The organism is Rhizobium sp. CBN3, assembly GCF_030518245.1.
GTDB lineage: Bacteria > Pseudomonadota > Alphaproteobacteria > Rhizobiales > Rhizobiaceae > Rhizobium > Rhizobium aethiopicum_A.
Genome location: NZ_JAULSE010000017.1, coordinates 104,962 through 123,443, shown reverse-complemented (window position 1 = coordinate 123,443; position 18,482 = coordinate 104,962). Strand labels below are relative to the sequence as shown.

The window sequence follows — 18,482 nt, the reverse complement described above, 5'->3', positions numbered from 1 at the left end:
CGACCGGGCGACGGTCGAGGCGGGTGCGGCCGGCAGCGGCGATCCGAGCGCCTCCGGCAAGCTGACGGTCAGCGACGTCGACGACGGCGAGGCGGTGTTTGCCGCCCCGGCTTCGCTGAACGGCCTCTATGGCAGCTTCAGCTTCAATGCCGCCACCGGCAGCTGGACCTATACGCTCGACAACAGCCGGGCGGCGACGCAGGCGCTCAACCAGGGCGACGCCGTCAGCGACACGCTGAGCGTCAGCTCGCTCGACGGCACCGCCAGCCACAACATCGTCGTCGCCATCACCGGCGCCAACGACGCGGCTGCGATCGTCGTCGATGCGACGGTCAGCGACGACCGGGCGACGGTCGAGGCGGGGGCGGCCGGCAGCGGCGATCCGAGCGCCTCCGGCAAGCTGGCGGTCAGCGATGTCGACGACGGCGAGGCGGTGTTTGCCGCCCCGGCTTCGCTGAACGGCCTCTATGGCAGCTTCAGCTTCAATGCCGCCACCGGCAGCTGGACCTATACGCTCGACAACAGCCGGGCGGCGACGCAGGCGCTCAACCAGGGCGACGCCGTCAGCGACACGCTGAGCGTCAGCTCGCTCGACGGCACCGCCAGCCACAACATCGTCGTCGCCATCACCGGCGCCAACGACGCGGCTGCGATCGTCGTCGATGCGACGGTGACCGACGACCGGGCGACGGTCGAGGCGGGGGCGGCCGACAGCGGCGATCCGAGCGCTTCCGGCAAGCTGACGGTCAGCGACGTCGACGACGGCGAGGCGGTGTTTGCCGCCCCGGCATCGCTGAACGGCATCTATGGCAGCTTCAGCTTCAATGCCGCCACCGGCAGCTGGACCTATACGCTCGACAACAGCCGGGCGGCGACGCAGGCGCTCAACCAGGGTGACGCCGTCAGCGACACGCTGAGCGTCAGCTCGCTCGACGGCACCGCCAGCCACAATATCGTCGTCGCCATCACCGGCGCAGATGATGGTCCAGCTCGGCAGGCGCCGACCGACATTAAGCTGACGCCGGTCGTTCCGGCAGACAATGTCAACTTCAATAGTTTCGAGTTCAGTGGGCTGCTGACGGCGACTGATCCCGACACGGGTGGATTCAGCTTCAACATTGCCTCGCAGTCGAATCCGGGCTTGTTTTCGATAACCGGCAATACGCTTCATTCGGGTGCGCTATCGGTGAACAGTACATTTTCAGTGACGGTAACGGCAACGCAGACCGGTGATCCTATAGGGCCGGCCTTCGAAAAGACCGAGACGTTCACTGTTATCACCGGTAGCAATGGCAACTCACAGGACACGAGCGGTGGAACGGGCGACGATGTGCTCTACGGCGGTGGCGGTAACGATGTGATGTTCGGGCTGGGAGGTGACGACACGCTTTTCGGCCAAGACGGCGATGACACCCTCAACGGTGGTGCTGGCAACAACACCCTTACCGGGGGCGTGGGAACTGACACCTTCTTTTTCCAAAGGTTTGCCACCACCACGAACCATATGACCGACTTCAATGCTGGGACGAATAGCACAACCGTGGATAAGCTTCAATTTGATGTTGGAGGCGGCACGTTCGAGTTCGCCGTCGGCAACAACAATACAATTGTGGACAATGTGAAGGTGGGGAACAACGCCACGATCAATGTCGCCGGAACGGAGGTTGCCATCAAAACGGACGTGAGCGTCACGAACGCAACCATCCAGAGCACCATCGATGGTTACAGCAACATAACCACAGGGGCATTGTTCGTGTTCCACAATACGGACCTCGGCCATGCGGCGGTCTATTACGATCAGAACCCAGGTTCAGCCGGCGGCGCGGTGCTGGTCGCTGAATTCGACAACATCACCACCCTTGGGGGGCTTGCGAATTTCAACTCGGGCGACTTCTTGTTTGGCTGAGGCGGTCTTTGATCACGTAAGCGTTGACCCCGCTCGGAGACGGTGAGGGCCTCCCGGGAGTTTTGTGCGCCTAGCGCCGGGCGCGCAGGATTCATCGGGTGGTGGATAGCATCATGTCACACGCGTGCGGCAGCGTGCCGACATCTATTGCTCCCCAAATGATCGGCTCTAAAGCCTAATCCCGCGCTTCGCCAGCGCTTGGCGCGCCGCTGTCGCTCCCCAGTCCTCGTCAGGGTAGCGGCCTTCGATCTCAGCTTCGGCGACCGGCGTCGCGCGGATCAGCGGCACGGAGCCGAAGGGCAAGCCGTCGATGCGGCTGGGGTCGCAGCTCAGGATGATGCGGGTCAGCGGCGCGTAGTCCTCCGTCAGCCGGCAGAAGAGGATCGCGCCGTGCTTTTCGACGTCACGGGCAACGCGATGGCCGTCGGCGACGAGATCGCCGAGATTGATCAGGAGATTTGCCCAGTTTGCCGTTCCGGTCGAATCCAGTGTCGCAGGATCGAATTCCATGAAGAGCTCGCATTCGACGCCATTTTCAGGCTCGGAAATGCCCGCCCAAGGAGTGGAGAGCCCGTCGGTAGCGAGGATGAGCTTTTCCGGCGCATCGACGGCAAGGACGCGGCGGTGCGGGCCGAACCATTTCGTCTGATTATAGACGTTCGCCGTTTCGCGCTCGGCAGCGAAGCCCTCCCGCACGCCGCCGCGAGTCTGCCAGAAGGCGCGCCGCGCGGCCGCCGCCGCCTCATAGACCGGGTCGTCGGGACCGCGCGGAACGATCGATTGATCATAGGTGGTGTCGATGGTGATCTCGCCGCGCATGAAGGGAAGCTTCGCCTTCTTCCAGCGGATCACCACCTTGTTGAATCGTTGCGATGCGGCCGCATCGAGCTTCTCGAGCACATCCTCAATGATATCAAGCGGCTTGGTCGATTCCTCGCTGACAAGGTTTCCCCCGGCATCGCGATAGCCGCCCGTGCGCGAGGAATGCCCGGCCTGCATGGTGGTGGCGATCCACTCGCCGCTGACGGCGCCTGCCGGCGCCGCCTTTCCGAGAACCGGAGTGAGCTCCCGGATCGCATCGTCAATCGAATAGGATGCCACGTCGCCCCTCCGCTTTAGTCCCGCTATGGTCCGCTGAAGTTAGCGCGGGGGCGTTTCCGTTCAAGGTAGCCCGGCAAGGTGCTCTGTCGTCGATGGGTGCAGTGCTGCGGCGCATCCTTCGAGGCTCGCCCTTCGGGCTGGACGTCTCTTCATAGTCGTTGCGATACGCTGGTGCTCTTGGCGAAGGTTAAACAGGGAGGGAGAAAGGGGCGCGCCGCGGAGGTGTCCCACAGCGCGCCTTTTCGCAATATCCTATCACCGCAAACGCGATAGGAAAGGCGCCCCGCCTCAATTGCTCCCATCGTTCGGCCTTGCCTTGGCGCTGTCGTTGGTGGTGTCCGACGCTGTTTTCCCGTCTGGTTGCTGGCCGAAATAGGTGCCGCCGAGGTGGCCGCCGGCGCTGGTGTTCTTGACTTGCTGTTCGGCGCGTTTCTGAAGTTCACGAACGTTGGTCTTGCTCATGTTCGGCTCCTTTTTCGAGGTTCACGACCTTTCACCAACCGATGGGGGCCGACACGGTTCCATATTTCCGGGAACCCTTCGTCCGGCCGCTGGTTCCTCACACATGAGATTCCTTGCCGTCATCATCACGGGCTTAGCGGTCTTGGCGCCTGCCGCCCACCTTCTCTCGCTCCCAAACAAGATCGGGATGGGGAAGGCGGATTATTTTGTCGCTCAGCGGGCCTATGCCGGATGGTGGATCGTCGGCCTCATGCTGCCGCTCGCTTTTCTCGCGAATATCGGCAATGCCGCGGCCCTCAAAGCCGATGGACCGGCCATGACGCTGTCGATCGCTGCCGCCGTGCTGATCGTGGTCAACCTCGTCATCTTTATGATCTTCACCCGGCCGGCCAATGCGGCGACGAAGAACTGGACCGTGCAGCCGGAACATTGGGAGGGCCTGCGCCGCCAGTGGGAGTATTCGCATGCCGCCAATGCCGCGGTCACCTTCCTCGCGTTCTGCTGCGCCACGCTTGCCTCGATCCGGTAACGCCGGAACACTTCGCGATCTTTCCGGTTTTCCCTACTCAAGAAGGAGAAATGAAGATGGGCATGACCACCCCCAAGGACGGCGCACCTGGCACGACCGACCAGTCCCCCCGCTGGGAAGGACCGAAGGGCAATAGGCCGCGCGGTTATCTCAAAGCCAAGGACGATCCGGACAAAAATCGCGACGCCAATGGCGAAAACAATCGCGATCCCGAAATGAACGACATTTCCGACGCTATGAAGCAGAAAGGCGAATGACATGGCCAATCCCGAAAAAGACGCAGCCGGCCAGTTCGCCAAATCACGGGCCGACCGCAAAGCCAGCGGTGTGGCGAGCGCCAAGCCGACCGTGATCACCGGCTCCGAGGACGCCACGGTGAACAAGCACCCGCCCGGCAAGAAGAAGCCCGAGAAGGATTGGGACATCAACTACGATCCCGCCGATATGAACGAGGGGCGGATGCGCTGAGATGGTGGTGCGCCCGCCTCGTCCTTCGAGGTCCGTGCGGGGCACCTCAGAGTCTGTGAATCTTTAGGATTTTCGTCGTTTTTACGAGAGCTAAGTCATTGATTTGACTCGCATCGAAAAATCGAAAAATCGATAGATTCACAGGCTCTCAGGATGAGGCTCTCTTGGACGGCGCGGCGCCTGCCAATGCCGCCTCATTTGACGTGGTGTCCCCAGCGCCTCCTACCGGTGCGGCCTTCTCCACGGCTCCCTATCCTGAGGTGCGTAGGCCGAAGGCGCCGGAGCCTCGAAGGACGCGCTCCAACCTTGCTTCTTGCATCCATCCGCCGCCAGCGCACCCGCCCGTCCACCGAGGGCCCTTCGGGTCACTTCAGGATGAGGCTTTCGTGAGCGTTGGCGCGATATTTCTCCCCGTCAGGCTTAAGCTAACCACCGAAATAGGCCGGGTGGTCGATATCCGCAAGCAGGCCGGGCTCCGTCGGCTGCCAGCCGAGGAGGGCGCGGGTGTGACTGCTGGAGGTCGGCACGTCGAAGCCGGCAAACATGGCGAACCAGCCGAAATGCTCCGCCGCCTCTTCCCGCGACAGCGAGACGGCCGGCACGTTGAGCCGCCGGCCGATGAGTTCGGCAATCTCCCGGAACGCTACGCCCTCCTCTGCGACCGCCAGGAAGGGGCCGCCCACCGCGCCGCGCTCCAGCGCCAGGCGGTAGACGCGGGCGGCATCGCGCCGGTGCACGGCCGGCCAGCGGTTGCCCCCGTCGCCGATATAGGCGGAGACGCCCTTCTGTCGAGCCGTCTCGATCAGGATCGGCACGAAGCCGTGATCGCCACGGCCGTGCACTGATGGCGGCAGCCGGACGGTGGAGGCGCGCACACCGCGGGCCACAAGCGACACCGCAGTGATTTCGGAGGCGCGGGGATAGGTCTGCGTCGTCGGCATCGGCGGGTCCTTCTCGGTGCCGATGCGGCCCGGCGCATGGCCGAGTCCTGCAGTGACCAGCAGCGGGCGGTTGGAGCCGCGGAGGGCTTCGCCGAGCGCCTCGATGGCGCGCCGGTCGGCGGCGCAATTCTCGGCGAACTTCGAGAAATCATGATTGAACGCCGTGTGGATGACGCCGTCGGCATCGGCCGCGCCGCGCTTCAGGCTCTCCAGGTCGTCAAGCGTGCCGCGCTGGACCTCGGCGCCTGATGCCGCCAATTCGGCTGCTCCCTTGTCCGCGCGGGCGAGGCCAAGAACGCGGTGGCCGGCGCCAATCAATTCGCTGACGACGGCCGAGCCGACCCACCCTGTGGCCCCGGTAACGAATACGCGCATGTCGATATCTCCTGATTGGACGCAGACAGATATCGAGCAGGCTGATATCATGGTAAAGTAGTGATCTTATCATGGTATAAAGGCTAACAGGATGAGCGAATTCGTCGCCTCCAATAATCGGCTGGGCAGCTACCTCAAGGACCGCCGCGGCAAGCTCGATCCCGCCGCCCTGGGCTTTGCCGGCGAGCGGCGCCGTACGCCCGGGCTTCGCCGCGAGGAGGTGGCGAGCCGCGCCAATATCAGCTCGACCTGGTACACTTGGCTGGAGCAGGGCCGCGGCGGCGCGCCGTCCGCCGATGTGCTCGACCGGATCTCGCGGGCGCTGATGCTGACCGATATCGAGCGCGAACACCTTTTCCTCATTGGTCTCGGCCGCCCGCCGGAGGTGCGCTATCGCAAGGAGGAAGGTGTCACGCCGCGGCTGCAGGGCGTGCTCGACGCGCTCGATCCGTGCCCGGCGCTGATCCGCACCGCGATCTGGGACGTCGTCGCCTGGAACCGGGCGGCGACCGTGCTGCTCACCGATTACGGCGCGCTGCCGCCCGAAGAGCGCAACGTGCTGCGCTTCATTTTCCTCGATCCGCGCGTGCGCGCCGCTCAATATGACTGGGAAAGTGTCGCCCGCTTCGTCGTCGCCGCCTTCCGGGTGGATGCGGCGCGCGCCGGTGCCGCCGCCGAGGTGGAGCCGCTGGTCGACGAACTCTGCCGCAAGAGCCCGGAATTCCTGGCCATGTGGCGCGACAACGACGTGCGCACCCACGGCGAGGGCGCCAAGCACATCAAGCACCCGATGCTCGGGCTGCTCTCCTTCGAATATTCGGCCTTTCAGGTAGACGGCCGGCCGGATCTAAGCATGGTGGTGTATAACCCGGCGACGGCGGAGGATGCGGCGAGGATCAGGAGTTTGCTGGTGTGACGGTTTATCCGCGTTATTTACCGGCCAGCTAAATTGGTTCGCCATTGTCGGGGATGAGGCTCTCTTGAGCTCTGGTGCTGCATTCTCCAACGTCTGCCGTCAGGGCACGGCATCCTGCGACGTCCCTCATGCTGAGGCGCGTAGCCCGTGAGGGCGAAGCCTCGAAGCACGCGTCGCAACGTTGATTCTTGCCGGCACTCGCGCACGCTGACCTCGATCGAATCCATAACTTTCGCCGTAAAGGATACGGCTTTGCAGCCGACGGACGTTCGTCTTCGGCGATTCCTATGGCAGTGAGCCTATCGGTGCGGGCGTCCGACTTCGCGACCGGGTCAAAAAGTCGGCGGTATCAACATCGCGTGCCGGGGGACGATTACATTTAGTCGATGATTCCGCGGCAGATGCTCTCTGCATCTCAAGCACCGAGACCGTCAAAATCTCCATGGTGCACGATGCCTTGGACATACTCTTCGTCCGATTGGCCTTCACAGACCGAATACCGACGTTGCCCTGCCCATTCTCCACTGGCGGGGCAACGTCTATCCGGCAGCCCGGCCATGAGTGAGCCGTGGTGACTGCGACCGTATTATTGCAGTGTGCGCGTCTGAATGGGTTCAGCCGGCGCGTGAGAAGGGGACGCAGAGAGAGAGTTTCCGTCCAGGCCGGTCGCCACGACCGAGACGCGGAATTTGCCGTCGAGGCTGCGGTCGAAAATCGCCCCGACGACGATATCGGCGTCGTCCTGCACTTCGTCGCGAATGCGGCTTGCCGCCTCGTCCACTTCGAACAGGGTCATATCCGAGCCGCCGGAGATTGAGATCAGCACGCCTTTGGCGCCCTTCATCGAGATATCGTCCAGAAGCGGATTTGCGATTGCCGCTTCCGCCGCCTTCATCGCCCGGCTTTCGCCGGCGGCTTCACCGGTGCCCATCATGGCGCGGCCCATGCCCTGCATGACCGACTTCACGTCGGCGAAATCAAGGTTGATCAGACCTTCCTTGACGATGAGATCGGTGATGCAGCCGACGCCGGCAAAGAGCACGCGGTCGGCCGTCATGAAGGCATCGGCGAAGGTGGTTTTCGCATCGGCGATGCGGAAGAGATTCTGATTGGGAATGACGATAACGGTATCGGCGGCCTGACGAAGCGCCTCGATGCCAGCCTCCGCAGTCCGCATGCGGCGATTGCCCTCGAAGGTAAACGGCTTGGTGACGACGCCAACGGTCAAGATGCCGGCCGCACGTGCGGCGCGCGCGATGACCGGGGCTGCGCCGGTGCCCGTTCCTCCACCCATGCCGGCGGTGACGAAACACATGTGTGATCCTGCCAGGTGATCCATGATCTCGTCGAGCGATTCTTCTGCCGCCGCATGTCCGATTTCCGGCAGGGAACCGGCGCCGAGGCCCTCCGTCACATTCGCGCCGAGCTGGATGCGGCGCGATGCCTTGGAGGTGGCGAGAACCTGGGCATCGGTGTTTGCGGCGACGAATTCGACGCCTGCCAGTTTTTCCGCGATCATATTGTTGATCGCATTGCCACCGCCGCCGCCGACGCCAACCACGGTGATTTGCGGCCGCAGCCCGGTAATGCCGCTCTTGGCGTCCGTCATCGTCTTCTCCTTCGATATCTCGTTTCCGCACGCCCTCGTCGCGGACAGCGAATCGGCGTTGAGCATAGTCGCCCAACAAGGCAGAGGCGAGGCGAAAGAAGCGGTGGCGCCTGAGAGACGCGAAGTTCTCGTCAGCTCTGCGTCGGCAAATCCGAAGCGGCGGGCAGCGCATGGCGCTTCCTCTCGCAGCACGGCGTGTTCGCAGGTGAAATGTCCTAGCCGCGCTGGTGATTTTGATCACAAGCGCCAACGGGGCGTGAACTAAAGCCGCGCCGCGGTGTTTACAGGCATGCGTCTTCTCTGAAAGGAACATCCCCATGCAAAGACTTTTGCTATCCGGTCTTGCCCTTGCAGCATCGGCCGCCACCGCCTTCGCCCAACAGCCGCCCGCCCCACCACCCGCCGGCGAGCCACCCGCAGCGAACGAGCCTGCATCACCACCCCCGCCTGTGCCTGATGACGAGAGGGTGATGCGTCACGGGCCGGATGAGCAGTCCCGAGACCGCCCCGACTACCAGTGGCATGGTTCGAGAGGCGACATGGGCTTCCGTGGTTATCGTGGTCATCGCCTGCCGCCGCTGTCCAAGGCGGCCCGTTTTCAGATCGAGGATGGAAATACACGGATCGACCTGAAATGCGCTGAGGACGAGCCGATGAAGGTTTGCGCCGATCTGTTGCTCCAGGTGATGGATCGCCTGCAGGGCCGGGATTGACTTCACGTATCCGCGCTTGGAGAACGCGTTATGACGCCATTACCCGCGTTCTCCTGAGGGCCGCGAGCTTCGCCAAAGCGCCGGCGCTGTCCGCGATCATTGCGACGCCAGTCCGATTTCGCTCAAGATTTCGACCGGCGGAAATCTCACACAGTCTACGGCATCGAGAGTCACCGAGAATTGCATCCGGTTGCGATTTGCCCAGTTGATCGCTGCCTGCGATTTTGCCTTCGGGATTTTGGTGGCGATCGTGCAATGCGGCACCAATTGCCGGGCCGATAGCACTCGTGACAGTGGACGGGATCGATTTCCCGGTGAAGCTCCGCATGCAGCTGGAAGAGGCGTTCGTCTTGGTTCGGCCGCGCCCATAAGACGAGGAATTCGTTCTCAAAGTAACCGGTTCCTGCAAAACTTAACGCTACGGCAGGGTGGATGCGGAAAACACGCTCGGCTGCCTCTGCCAACCGGTCCACCGCAATCTCCTGATAAACGGCGAGGGTAATATGAGGCGGATAATTCAAAGCCCGCATCGAAGCCGTCTCTTCGAATGCTGCGGCGTCATCCCAGAGCTTGAAAACCGGCGAGGCGGTGTCGTTCAAACATTTGAGGCTGATCCCGTAAGGCATTTGCGGCATTCCCTTCCTGCAGACCATAAACGGACGTCACATTCGATGTCGAGCGGCCAAACGGACTGATTGCGGCCGGCGTGCATTGCCATCGGGAGATGCACGTGAGAGGCTCGAAAAGAGGGCATCAATCATGACAGGAACGGAATGGGAGAGATGAGATGATCGATCACATCACCATCGCTGTGAGTGACCTCGAGAAGAGCAAGGCATTCTACGAAAGCGCTCTCGGGCCCCTTGGCTATCGCTGCGCCTTCGGCAAGGAGGGCGTGTTCTGGGCCTTCGACGTCGGCGGCAGCCTGTTCGAGATCCAGCGCACTGACGACAAGCCGCCGCTCACGCGTGTGCACGTCGCCTTCCGGGTGCGAGACAGGACGGAGGTCGCGGCCTTTTATCAGGCGGCCCTTCTGGCCGGAGCGCGGGATAACGGCGCGCCCGGTCCGAGGCCGGAATATGCCGGAAACTATTATGCCTGCTTCGTCCTCGATCCCGATGGATACAATATCGAGGCAATGATCAACGAACCGCAGGCGTAAGGACGCCGGCCTTATCAGATACCGCCGTAGGGGGAGGTGGATATGTCGAGTTTCGAAAATGCCGTCGTTTCTCTGCCTGGCAGGGACCGGATTGCCAAGACGCCGTTCGGGGCGGGAATCGTCATCCATGCCACGGCCGCCGAGACCGTGGCGCATTCGGCCTGTGGGAAACCTTCACACCGCCGGGAGGTTACGGGCAGGTAGACCTGCTCGACGGCGTCGTCATCGTCGGCGGCGGTGCCGTGCATGCGGAGATCAGGCAAGGGGCGGCGACGCTGTCGTTTTGAGGAGCGGGCGAGCGCGAGATCAGGCGCCTCTATTCTTGCGCTCGGCAATATACTTGTGAGATTGTACGGTTATACGTGCGATACTGCGTGGTCAAGGCGGCGCGGAGGCTTCGATGATGCCCGTGAGGGTCAATGAGCGGATATCGGTGGCGGGGCAGCCCGACCCAGCCGGTTTTGTCGATTTCGCCAAGCAGGGGTTCGCCGCCGTTATCAACGCCAGACCCGATGGCGAGGAGCCGGGCCAGCCAGGCAATGCGGCAGAAAAGATTTCCGCCGCCGCCGCCGGGCTTTCCTATAGATTCGTGCCGGTCAATGGGAGCGAGATCACCGAGGCCGATATTGCCGGCTTTCAGGCGGCGATGGCTGAGGCGAGGGGGCCGGTCGTTGCCCATTGCAAGAGCGGTACGCGGGCGTTGACGCTCTATGTGCTGGGCGAGGTGCTCGAAGGGCGGATGAAGGCGGCGGATGTCCAGACCTTCGGCGAAGGCCTCGGTTTCGATCTTGCCGGCGCGCGCCGCTGGCTCGAAAAAGCGGCAAGCCCGCGGCCTCAGGTGAAGGCCTTCTTCGAACCCCGCACCTGCAGCGTGCAATATGTCGTCTCCGATCCGGCGACGAAACGCTGTGCCATCATCGATCCGGTGCTCGACTTCGACGAGATGTCGGGCGCGACGGGAACGGTGAACGCCGATGCCATCCTTGCCTACATCGAAAGCGAGCGGATGACCGTCGAGTGGATACTAGACACGCATCCGCATGCCGATCACTTCTCCGCCGCCCATTATCTCAAGGAAAAGACTGGCGCGCCGACGGCGATCGGCGTCCATGTCACCGATGTGCAGAGGCTTTGGAAGGAGATCTATAACTGGCCGGCGCTCGCGACCGACGGCTCGGAATGGGACCGGCTCTTTGCCGATGGCGACACGTTTGAAATCGGCGGTCTTACCGCCCGAGTGATGTTTTCGCCCGGCCATACGCTGGCATCGGTGACCTATGTGGTCGGCGACGCCGCCTTCGTGCATGATACGATGTTCACGCCGGATTCGGGGACTGCGCGCGCGGATTTTCCGGGCGGCAGTGCGGCCGCCCTCTGGCACTCGATCCAGGCGATCCTGTCGCTGCCCGAGAAGACTCGGCTCTTTTCCGGCCACGATTATCAGCCGGGCGGTCGTCACCCGCGCTGGGAAAGCACGGTCGCAGCCCAAAAGCGCGCCAATCCGCATATTGCAGGCATGGATGAGGCCGGTTTCGTGGCGTTGCGTCAGGCGCGCGACCGCACGCTGCCCAAGCCGAAGCTGATGCTGCATGCGCTGCAGGTCAACATCCGCGGCGGCCGGCTGCCGGAACCAGAGGAGAACGGCCGCCGGTATCTGAAGATTCCGCTGGATGCCTTATGATGGAGGCGGCGAGGCGGCGACGGCCGTCATGAGCTCGCTGGCCTTTTTCCCGGACTGGCCTATGATTTCCCGGAATGTATGCGCCCGGTCGAACGGAGTTTCGAAATGCTCGAACGAAATCAGCTTCCTTTGCGCCCGGCAGCTCCCGGTTTCGCCGTCGCCTGGGTCACGGTCATTGCCGGCGCCAGCGTCGCTCTCAGCCTGCTTTTCGCCTGCGTCACGCCTTTCGTTGCCCTGGCGGCAGTCTCGGCGGTCGTTCTTCCCCGAAAAATGGCGATAATGGCGGTGCTGCTCGCCTGGCTTGCCAACCAGACGGTCGGATATCTCATACTCGGCTATCCCCAGACCTTCGACAGCTTTGCCTGGGGGCTGGCGATCGGAATCGCCGCATATGGATCGCTCGTGGCATCACTCGGCGTGCTCCGCCTCAAGGCCAGCCTTGCCGTCACCATGGCCGGCGCCTTTATCGCCGGGTTCGTCGCCTATGAAACAGTGCTCTTTGCCGCGACGGTCGTGCTTCCGTCCGGCGATGGTGCGTTTTCGGCAGCCGTCGTCGCCGAGGTTTTTTTGATCAATTCTCTCGCCGCAATCGGGCTGATCTGCCTGCATGCCGGTGCAGCGGCCGGCCGCGCGCTCGTTGCAGCACAGCCGGGACCGGCGCTGCCTTAGGCCTTTGCCTTCACACATGTCGTTTCGGCTGCCCGGTCGCCTTCCGACACTATGCAGAATGCGCGAAGGCGGGTTGAGATAGCGGCGGGCAACGGCTATCTCGTTCAGACCCGCAAGCGGATCCTCCGCCAAACCACAAGGCGCATAGCTTCGATGAGCCCCGATTTCCTCGTTACCCATTCCGGTGGTTTCCATGCCGACGAGCTGCTGTCGAGCGTCATTCTGACGCGGCTTTTCCCCCAGGCGCGTCTGATCCGCAGCCGGGCGCTGGAATGGATCACGCCAGCCCCGGACCGGATCATCTATGATGTCGGCGGGGCCTATGATCCTGCCGCCGGCATATTCGATCATCATCAGCGCGGCGCGCCGCTGCGCGACGATGGCCAGCCCTACAGCTCGTTCGGCCTGATCTGGAAACATTATGGCCGCGAATATCTCGCAGCCACCGGTCTTCCCGATCTTCATCTCGAGGCCCTGCACGCCGCTTTCGACACCGGTTTCGTGCTGCCGATCGACCTGACCGACAATGGCGCGCTCAGCCCCTCGGGGCCTTTGGCTGGCCTGACGCTGCCGGTGCTGCTCGAGACCCTGAAACCGGTGTTCGATGAGGAGGAACCCGAGGCTGACGATCGTGCCTTCCATGCGGCGCTGGCCATTGCCCGCAGTTTCATCGATGCCGGGATCGCCCAGAGGGCCGCAAAACTGCGGGCCGAGGCGATCGTCTATCGGGCGATCGAGGCTGCTGGGCAGGGGCGCATTCTGGAGTTGCCGAGAGGGATGCCCTTCCGTCCCGCCATCGTCAAGGCCGGCGCCGATCACCTGCTGTTCGTCGTCCACCCGCGCGAAAAGGATTGGTGCGTGACCGGCATTCGCCGTGGCGACGACGGGTTCGAGCTCCGGGCCGATCTGCCGGCAACCTGGGCCGGCCTTACCAATGGTGAGCTGGAGGCGGTCTGCGGCGTCGAGGGCGCGAGCTTCTGCCATAACGGCCGCTTCATCGCTGCCGCCAAGACCCGCGACGCGGCGCTTGCCATGGCCGAAATGGCGGTGCAGGAGGCGCTTTCGATCGAAGTATAAGTCGGATGGCGCGGCGCCATTCTCCAGCAGATCACCGAGTGCTGGCCGGATTTCGGATCCGGTATTGGCGTTGGGGCCACAGGCTATCGGTTTTCGCCCAGGTGGCATCAATCGTGGAAGCGATTGACTTGCATCCGCAAAGGACTAACTTTAACCCGTAGCAACCACCACCACCGCGCGAATGATGGCCGAGGGTGAGAGTGGCTGGCGACCTTAAGGAGGATGAGGTTTGCCGTGGATTACCGTGTTATTCTGCTGATCACTGCATCCGTCATCGCCCTTTTCCCTCTCAACGCTGGAGCGCAGGAGGGGGACGCGACGGCCGGCGCCACCGTTTTCAAGAAATGTGCCACCTGTCATGTCGCCGAGTCCGACACGAACAAGGTGGGTCCGTCACTGAACAAGCTGTTCGGCCGAAAGGCCGGGACGCATCCTGATTTTGCGTATTCTGCGGGGATGAAGGCGGCCGGCGAGGGTGGTCTCGTCTGGGACGAGGCGACGCTGCGTGAGTATCTGCACAATCCGAAAGCGAAGGTGAAGGGCACCAAGATGGCCTTCGCAGGCGTGAAGGATGACCAGGAGATCACCAACCTTATCGCCTATCTCAAACAATATTCCCAATGATGGGCCATACTCCAAATGACGGGTTGCCGGCGGCGGCGCATGCCTAAATCGCCGTAATTGCCGACATTTTCTATTTGTGCGATAATAAACTCGACATTTGTGGAGTGCGGTTTCACGGTCGGTCGGCCCAGGAGGGGCGGAAATGGCTGTTGTACTGGTTCTCGTCCTGGTTGTCGTTGGCTCCGTGCTCTTCCATGTGCTGAGCCCGTGGTGGTGGACCCCGATCGCGTCCAACTGGAGTTATATCGACAACACGCTCGTCATCACCTTCTGGATCACCGGCATCGTCTTCGTGGGGGTGATTTCCTTCATGGCCTATTGCGTCTTCCGCTTCCGCCACAGACCGGGCAACCGGGCGCATTATGAGCCTGAAAATCGCAGACTGGAATTGCTTCTGGCCTCGGGAACGGCGGTTGGCGTCGCGGCAATGCTGGCGCCCGGCCTGATCGTCTGGAACCAGTTCATCACAGTACCCGCCGATGCCGCATCGGTCGAAGTGGTCAGCCAGCAGTGGCTGTGGAGCTTCCGCCTGCCGGGTGCGGACGGAAAGCTCGGTCGTGCCGAGACGCGTGACGTCACTTCCGACAACCCGCTGGGCCTCGACAAGAACGATGCAAACGGCCTTGATGACATCATCGTCGAAGGCGGCGAGCTTCATCTGCCGATCGGCAAGCCCGTGCACATATTGCTGCGCTCCGTCGATGTGCTCCACGATTTCTACGTGCCGGAATTCCGCGCCAAGATGGATATGATCCCTGGCATGGTCACCTATTTCTGGCTGACACCGACGCGCACGGGCACGTTCGAGATCCTCTGTGCCGAACTTTGCGGCGTCGGTCATCCGCAGATGCGCGGCACCGTCATTGTCGACAACGACGCGGACTATCAGACCTGGCTCGGGCAGCAGCAGACATTCACTCAGCTGACGGCGTCATCGGGAGAGCCGCCACCGGCGAACTGAACTGGCGGGAAGACGGCCGAGGCCGCAGGCCGGTTGAACCAACCGGCTGACATAGGAGGAGATATCATGGTCGAGATTCCGTCCGGCAGCGCAGGTGTCATCCCGACCGCCGAAGTCGAGGATGTCGAGCTTTATCATCCGCACAGCTGGTGGACCAAATATGTGTTCAGCCAGGACGCCAAGATCATTGCCGTCCAATATTCGCTGACCGCCATCTCTATCGGCCTGGTGGCGCTGGTGCTCTCCTGGCTGATGCGCATTCAGCTCGCCTTTCCCGGCTATTTCGCCTTCATCGATGCCGATCACTATTACCAGTTCATTACGATGCACGGCATGATCATGGTGATCTATCTGCTCACTGCGCTCTTCCTCGGCGGCTTCGGCAACTACCTCATCCCGCTGATGGTGGGTGCGCGCGACATGGTGTTTCCCTATGCGAACATGCTGAGCTACTGGATCTATCTGCTTGCGGTGCTGATCCTCGTCGCCGGCTTTTTCGCGCCCGGCGGTCCGACAGGGGCCGGCTGGACGCTTTATCCGCCGCAATCCGTCTTGTCAGGCACACCAGGCGGCAAGGACTGGGGCATCCTGCTGATGCTCACCTCGCTGATCGTCTTCATTATCGGCTTCACCATGGGCGGCCTGAATTATGTGGTGACAGTGCTGCAGGGCCGCGCCCGCGGCATGACGCTGATGCGGATGCCGCTCACCGTCTGGGGCATCTTCACCGCAACCGTCATGGCACTCTTGGCCTTTCCGGCCCTCTTCGTCGCCTGTGTGATGATGCTGTTCGATCGCCTGCTCGGCACCAGTTTTTTTATGCCCGCGATCGTCGAGATGGGCACGCAGCTGCAGCATGGTGGCGGCAGCCCGATCCTGTTCCAGCATCTGTTCTGGTTCTTCGGGCATCCAGAGGTCTATATCGTCGCGCTGCCGGCCTTCGGCATCGTTTCCGACCTGATCAGCACGCATGCGCGCAAGAACATCTTCGGCTACCGCATGATGGTCTGGGCGATCGTCATCATCGGGGGCTTGAGCTTCGTCGTCTGGGCGCACCACATGTATGTCAGCGGCATGCACCCGGCCTTTGGCTTCTTCTTCGCCACCACGACGCTGATCATCGCCATCCCGACGGCGATCAAAGTCTACAACTGGGTGCTGACGCTGTGGCGCGGCGATATCCATCTGACGCTGCCGATGCTCTTTGCGCTCGCCTTCATCGTCACCTTCGTCAATGGCGGCCTGACCGGCCTATTCCTCGGCAATGTCGTCGTCGACGTGCCGCTGTCGGATACGATGTTCGTCGTTGCGCATTTTCACATGGTCATGGGGGTCGCGCCGATCCTCGTCATCTTCGGGGCGATCTATCACTGGTATCCGAAGGTGACGGGACGCATGCTGGACAATACGCTCGGCCATATACACTTCTGGATCACCTTCCTCGGCACCTATGCGATCTTCTTTCCGATGCATTATCTCGGTCTGCTCGGCGTGCCGCGCCGTTATTTCGAGATGGGGGAGACGGCCTTCGTTCCGCCTTCTGCTCACACGCTGAATATCTTCATCACCGTCATGGCGCTTGTGGTCGGGGCCGGGCAGATGGTCTTTCTGTTCAACCTGGTCTGGAGCCTTTTGCGGGGGAAGGAGGCGGGGGGCAATCCTTGGCGGGCGACGACGCTCGAATGGCAGACGCCACAGACGCCGCCCGCACACGGCAACTGGGGCACGGATTTGCCCGTCGTCTACCGCTGGGCCTATGATTACAGCGTGCCTGGGGCGGCCGAGGATTTCATTCCGCAAAACGTGCCTGCAACGGGCGGCACCACGCGGGAGGTTCCGGCATGAACGTCATGCTGACCTTCCTCGCCGCTGTCGCCGCCATCATCATCTGGTGGCTCTCCGGACAGCGGCTGGCCTCGAAGCCCTGGCTCGAAACCGGATCGGTGCAGCTGCCGGCGCATGGCGGCGCCGAACGGCCTCCCGTACCGGCGGTCAAGATCGGCCTCTTCGTGTTCTTGGGCGTCGTCGGCGCGCTCTTCAGCCTTGCCGTCAGCGCCTATTTTATGCGTGCGGCCTCGGCCGACTGGTGGGGGATGCCGGTTCCGCGCCTGCTCTGGGTAAATACCGCAGCCCTTGTGCTCAGTAGCGCGGCGCTGCGATGGGCCAAACGCGAAGCGCAGCATGGCCGCATGGAAAGTCTGCGACCGGCGCTCGTCGCCGCATTTGCGCTTGCCGTCTTCTTTCTCGCCGGGCAGATCCAGGCATGGCGGGAGCTGATGGCGGCCGGCTACGTGCTGGCCGATAATCCCGCCAACAGTTTCTTCTATATGCTGACCGGCCTGCACGGGCTGCATATTTTGGGCGGGCTTGCCGTCCTCGCTCATACGACGGTCAAGGCGTTCGCAGCCGATGTTGCGCCGGAGAGACTGCGCCTCAGCGTCGACCTTTCGGCCATCTATTCGCATTTCATGCTCGCCGTCTGGCTTTTGCTGTTCGCGGTCTTTGCCGGCTGGGCGAATGATTTCGTCGACCTCTGCCGCACGTTGATAAGCTAGGGGATTTGCAGATGGCACAGACTATCGAGACACACGGCGATGCAAACCTCAGGCCCGGGGGCCTACGCGGAGTCGCCGCCGATTTCAGCTCGGATCAGCGCGCCTTCAAGACCGCCTCCTGGGGCAAGGCGATGATGTGGATCTTTCTGCTGAGTGACACCTTCGTCTTCGGCTGTTTCCTGATCGCCTATATGACCGCCCGCATGTCGACCCCCGTCCCCTGGCCCAATCCGAGCGAGGTCTTCGCGCTGCATATTGGCGGCCAGGATGTTCCGCTGATCCTGATCGCGATCATGACCTTCGTGCTGATCTCCAGCAGCGGCACCATGGCGATGGCGGTCAATTTCGGCTATCGCCGCGACCGCCGCGTGACCGCGATACTGATGCTGCTGACAGCACTTCTTGGCGCAACCTTCGTCAGCATGCAGGCTTTCGAATGGACGAAACTGATCACCGAAGGAGTGCGCCCCTGGGAGAACCCCTGGGGCGCGGCGCAATTCGGATCGACCTTCTTCATGATAACAGGCTTCCACGGCACCCACGTGACGATCGGCGTCATCTTCCTGCTCATCATCGCCCGCAAGGTCTGGCGGGGCGATTTCGACGTGGAACGGCGCGGCTTCTTCACCAGCCGGAAAGGCCGCTACGAAGCCGTCGAGATCATGGGCCTCTACTGGCACTTCGTCGACCTTGTCTGGGTCTTCATCTTCGCGTTTTTCTATCTGTGGTGAGG

At 62.4% G+C, this 18,482-nt stretch carries 20 protein-coding genes and 2 pseudogenes; 17 read left to right on the top strand and 5 right to left on the bottom strand.

Features of this window, described 5'->3' with window-relative positions:
- Positions 1–1,906 (top strand): VCBS domain-containing protein (locus QWJ46_RS23245; RefSeq protein WP_302754126.1); only part of this gene is annotated, 1,906 nt, incomplete at its 5' end.
- 168 nt (positions 1,907–2,074) lie between these two features.
- Here QWJ46_RS23245 and QWJ46_RS23240 read toward each other — a convergent pair.
- Positions 2,075–3,007, bottom strand: a complete 933-nt coding sequence (locus QWJ46_RS23240) for a hypothetical protein (protein ID WP_302754125.1) — start codon at positions 3,005–3,007, stop codon at positions 2,075–2,077.
- A gap of 288 nt (positions 3,008–3,295) precedes the next feature.
- A complete protein-coding gene (locus QWJ46_RS23235; protein ID WP_097593426.1) occupies positions 3,296–3,469 on the bottom strand; it encodes a hypothetical protein in 174 nt (57 codons plus the stop codon).
- Between the two features lie 103 nt (positions 3,470–3,572).
- Here QWJ46_RS23235 and QWJ46_RS23230 point away from each other — a divergent pair, with 103 nt between their 5' ends.
- Genes QWJ46_RS23230 through QWJ46_RS23220 form a run of 3 tightly spaced genes read left to right on the top strand, consistent with a single transcriptional unit; the run spans position 3,573 to position 4,466 of the window.
- Complete coding sequence (locus QWJ46_RS23230; protein WP_184460211.1) at positions 3,573–3,998, top strand: DUF1772 domain-containing protein; 426 nt, start codon at positions 3,573–3,575, stop codon at positions 3,996–3,998.
- Between the two features lie 56 nt (positions 3,999–4,054).
- Positions 4,055–4,255, top strand: a complete 201-nt coding sequence (locus QWJ46_RS23225; RefSeq protein ID WP_064803441.1) for a hypothetical protein — start codon at positions 4,055–4,057, stop codon at positions 4,253–4,255.
- Position 4,256: 1 nt separating this feature from the next.
- Complete coding sequence (locus QWJ46_RS23220) at positions 4,257–4,466, top strand: hypothetical protein (protein WP_064803439.1); 210 nt, start codon at positions 4,257–4,259, stop codon at positions 4,464–4,466.
- A 425-nt stretch (positions 4,467–4,891) separates the two neighbouring features.
- Here the strand turns inward: QWJ46_RS23220 and QWJ46_RS23215 are convergent, their stop codons facing one another.
- Positions 4,892–5,782: an SDR family oxidoreductase gene (locus QWJ46_RS23215; RefSeq protein ID WP_302754124.1), complete on the bottom strand. Its 891-nt coding sequence runs from the start codon at positions 5,780–5,782 to the stop codon at positions 4,892–4,894.
- Between the two features lie 91 nt (positions 5,783–5,873).
- On the opposite strand from QWJ46_RS23215, the gene QWJ46_RS23210 reads away from it, so the two are divergent.
- Complete coding sequence (locus tag QWJ46_RS23210; protein ID WP_302754123.1) at positions 5,874–6,698, top strand: helix-turn-helix transcriptional regulator; 825 nt, start codon at positions 5,874–5,876, stop codon at positions 6,696–6,698.
- A 586-nt stretch (positions 6,699–7,284) separates the two neighbouring features.
- Here the strand turns inward: QWJ46_RS23210 and ftsZ are convergent.
- Positions 7,285–8,307, bottom strand: a complete 1,023-nt coding sequence (gene ftsZ / locus QWJ46_RS23205; protein WP_302754122.1) for a cell division protein FtsZ — start codon at positions 8,305–8,307, stop codon at positions 7,285–7,287.
- A 317-nt stretch (positions 8,308–8,624) separates the two neighbouring features.
- Here ftsZ and QWJ46_RS23200 point away from each other — a divergent pair, with 317 nt between their 5' ends.
- Entirely contained in the window at positions 8,625–9,020 is a 396-nt protein-coding gene (locus tag QWJ46_RS23200) for a hypothetical protein (RefSeq protein WP_302754121.1), read from the top strand.
- A gap of 170 nt (positions 9,021–9,190) precedes the next feature.
- Here the strand turns inward: QWJ46_RS23200 and QWJ46_RS23195 are convergent, their stop codons facing one another.
- Positions 9,191–9,646: a 2'-5' RNA ligase family protein gene (locus QWJ46_RS23195; protein WP_302754120.1), complete on the bottom strand. Its 456-nt coding sequence runs from the start codon at positions 9,644–9,646 to the stop codon at positions 9,191–9,193.
- 161 nt (positions 9,647–9,807) lie between these two features.
- Between QWJ46_RS23195 and QWJ46_RS23190 the strand changes: the two genes are divergently transcribed.
- From QWJ46_RS23190 to QWJ46_RS23145, 11 genes and pseudogenes are all read left to right on the top strand, one after another.
- Positions 9,808–10,182, top strand: a complete 375-nt coding sequence (locus tag QWJ46_RS23190) for a VOC family protein (protein WP_184460326.1) — start codon at positions 9,808–9,810, stop codon at positions 10,180–10,182.
- Positions 10,183–10,224: 42 nt separating this feature from the next.
- Positions 10,225–10,364 (top strand): annotated as a pseudogene (locus QWJ46_RS23185) (cupin domain-containing protein); the annotation flags it as partial.
- A 6-nt stretch (positions 10,365–10,370) separates the two neighbouring features.
- Positions 10,371–10,469: pseudogene (locus tag QWJ46_RS31290) on the top strand (peroxiredoxin); the annotation flags it as partial.
- A gap of 113 nt (positions 10,470–10,582) precedes the next feature.
- A complete protein-coding gene (gene blh / locus QWJ46_RS23180) occupies positions 10,583–11,863 on the top strand; it encodes a bifunctional sulfur transferase/dioxygenase Blh (RefSeq protein ID WP_302754119.1) in 1,281 nt (426 codons plus the stop codon).
- A gap of 105 nt (positions 11,864–11,968) precedes the next feature.
- Complete coding sequence (locus tag QWJ46_RS23175) at positions 11,969–12,532, top strand: hypothetical protein (RefSeq protein WP_302754118.1); 564 nt, start codon at positions 11,969–11,971, stop codon at positions 12,530–12,532.
- Positions 12,533–12,685: 153 nt separating this feature from the next.
- The gene (locus tag QWJ46_RS23170) at positions 12,686–13,609 is read left to right on the top strand and encodes an MYG1 family protein (RefSeq protein ID WP_302754117.1); all 924 of its coding nucleotides are present in this window, start codon (positions 12,686–12,688) and stop codon (positions 13,607–13,609) included.
- 234 nt (positions 13,610–13,843) lie between these two features.
- Positions 13,844–14,233 (top strand): cytochrome c family protein, encoded by a 390-nt coding sequence (locus QWJ46_RS23165; protein WP_302754116.1) that lies wholly within the window; start codon positions 13,844–13,846, stop codon positions 14,231–14,233.
- Positions 14,234–14,375: 142 nt separating this feature from the next.
- Entirely contained in the window at positions 14,376–15,194 is an 819-nt protein-coding gene (locus QWJ46_RS23160; protein ID WP_302754115.1) for a cytochrome c oxidase subunit II, read from the top strand.
- Positions 15,195–15,260: 66 nt separating this feature from the next.
- Entirely contained in the window at positions 15,261–17,039 is a 1,779-nt protein-coding gene (locus tag QWJ46_RS23155) for a cbb3-type cytochrome c oxidase subunit I (RefSeq protein WP_302754114.1), read from the top strand.
- On the top strand, positions 17,036–17,749 hold the full coding sequence (locus tag QWJ46_RS23150; protein WP_184460319.1) for a cytochrome c oxidase subunit 3: 714 nt from the start codon (positions 17,036–17,038) through the stop codon (positions 17,747–17,749). The genes QWJ46_RS23155 and QWJ46_RS23150 overlap by 4 nt, the downstream gene beginning before the upstream one ends.
- Positions 17,750–17,760: 11 nt before the next feature.
- Positions 17,761–18,480, top strand: coding sequence for a heme-copper oxidase subunit III family protein (locus QWJ46_RS23145; RefSeq protein ID WP_184460318.1), 720 nt, complete (start codon positions 17,761–17,763; stop codon positions 18,478–18,480).
- The last annotated feature ends 2 nt before the right edge of the window (positions 18,481–18,482 follow it).

Bases quoted from the DNA above. Each gene is read 5' to 3' on its own strand.
- QWJ46_RS23235 (WP_097593426.1), bottom strand. From the start codon at position 3,469: ATGAGCAAGACCAACGTTCGTGAACTTCAGAAACGCGCCGAACAGCAA.
- QWJ46_RS23230 (WP_184460211.1), top strand. From the start codon at position 3,573: ATGAGATTCCTTGCCGTCATCATCACGGGCTTAGCGGTCTTGGCGCCT.
- QWJ46_RS23225 (WP_064803441.1), top strand. From the start codon at position 4,055: ATGGGCATGACCACCCCCAAGGACGGCGCACCTGGCACGACCGACCAG.
- QWJ46_RS23220 (WP_064803439.1), top strand. From the start codon at position 4,257: ATGGCCAATCCCGAAAAAGACGCAGCCGGCCAGTTCGCCAAATCACGG.
- QWJ46_RS23215 (WP_302754124.1), bottom strand. From the start codon at position 5,782: ATGCGCGTATTCGTTACCGGGGCCACAGGGTGGGTCGGCTCGGCCGTC.
- QWJ46_RS23210 (WP_302754123.1), top strand. From the start codon at position 5,874: ATGAGCGAATTCGTCGCCTCCAATAATCGGCTGGGCAGCTACCTCAAG.
- ftsZ (WP_302754122.1), bottom strand. From the start codon at position 8,307: ATGACGGACGCCAAGAGCGGCATTACCGGGCTGCGGCCGCAAATCACC.
- QWJ46_RS23200 (WP_302754121.1), top strand. From the start codon at position 8,625: ATGCAAAGACTTTTGCTATCCGGTCTTGCCCTTGCAGCATCGGCCGCC.
- QWJ46_RS23195 (WP_302754120.1), bottom strand. From the start codon at position 9,646: ATGCCTTACGGGATCAGCCTCAAATGTTTGAACGACACCGCCTCGCCG.
- QWJ46_RS23190 (WP_184460326.1), top strand. From the start codon at position 9,808: ATGATCGATCACATCACCATCGCTGTGAGTGACCTCGAGAAGAGCAAG.
- blh (WP_302754119.1), top strand. From the start codon at position 10,583: ATGATGCCCGTGAGGGTCAATGAGCGGATATCGGTGGCGGGGCAGCCC.
- QWJ46_RS23175 (WP_302754118.1), top strand. From the start codon at position 11,969: ATGCTCGAACGAAATCAGCTTCCTTTGCGCCCGGCAGCTCCCGGTTTC.
- QWJ46_RS23170 (WP_302754117.1), top strand. From the start codon at position 12,686: ATGAGCCCCGATTTCCTCGTTACCCATTCCGGTGGTTTCCATGCCGAC.
- QWJ46_RS23160 (WP_302754115.1), top strand. From the start codon at position 14,376: ATGGCTGTTGTACTGGTTCTCGTCCTGGTTGTCGTTGGCTCCGTGCTC.
- QWJ46_RS23155 (WP_302754114.1), top strand. From the start codon at position 15,261: ATGGTCGAGATTCCGTCCGGCAGCGCAGGTGTCATCCCGACCGCCGAA.
- QWJ46_RS23150 (WP_184460319.1), top strand. From the start codon at position 17,036: ATGAACGTCATGCTGACCTTCCTCGCCGCTGTCGCCGCCATCATCATC.
- QWJ46_RS23145 (WP_184460318.1), top strand. From the start codon at position 17,761: ATGGCACAGACTATCGAGACACACGGCGATGCAAACCTCAGGCCCGGG.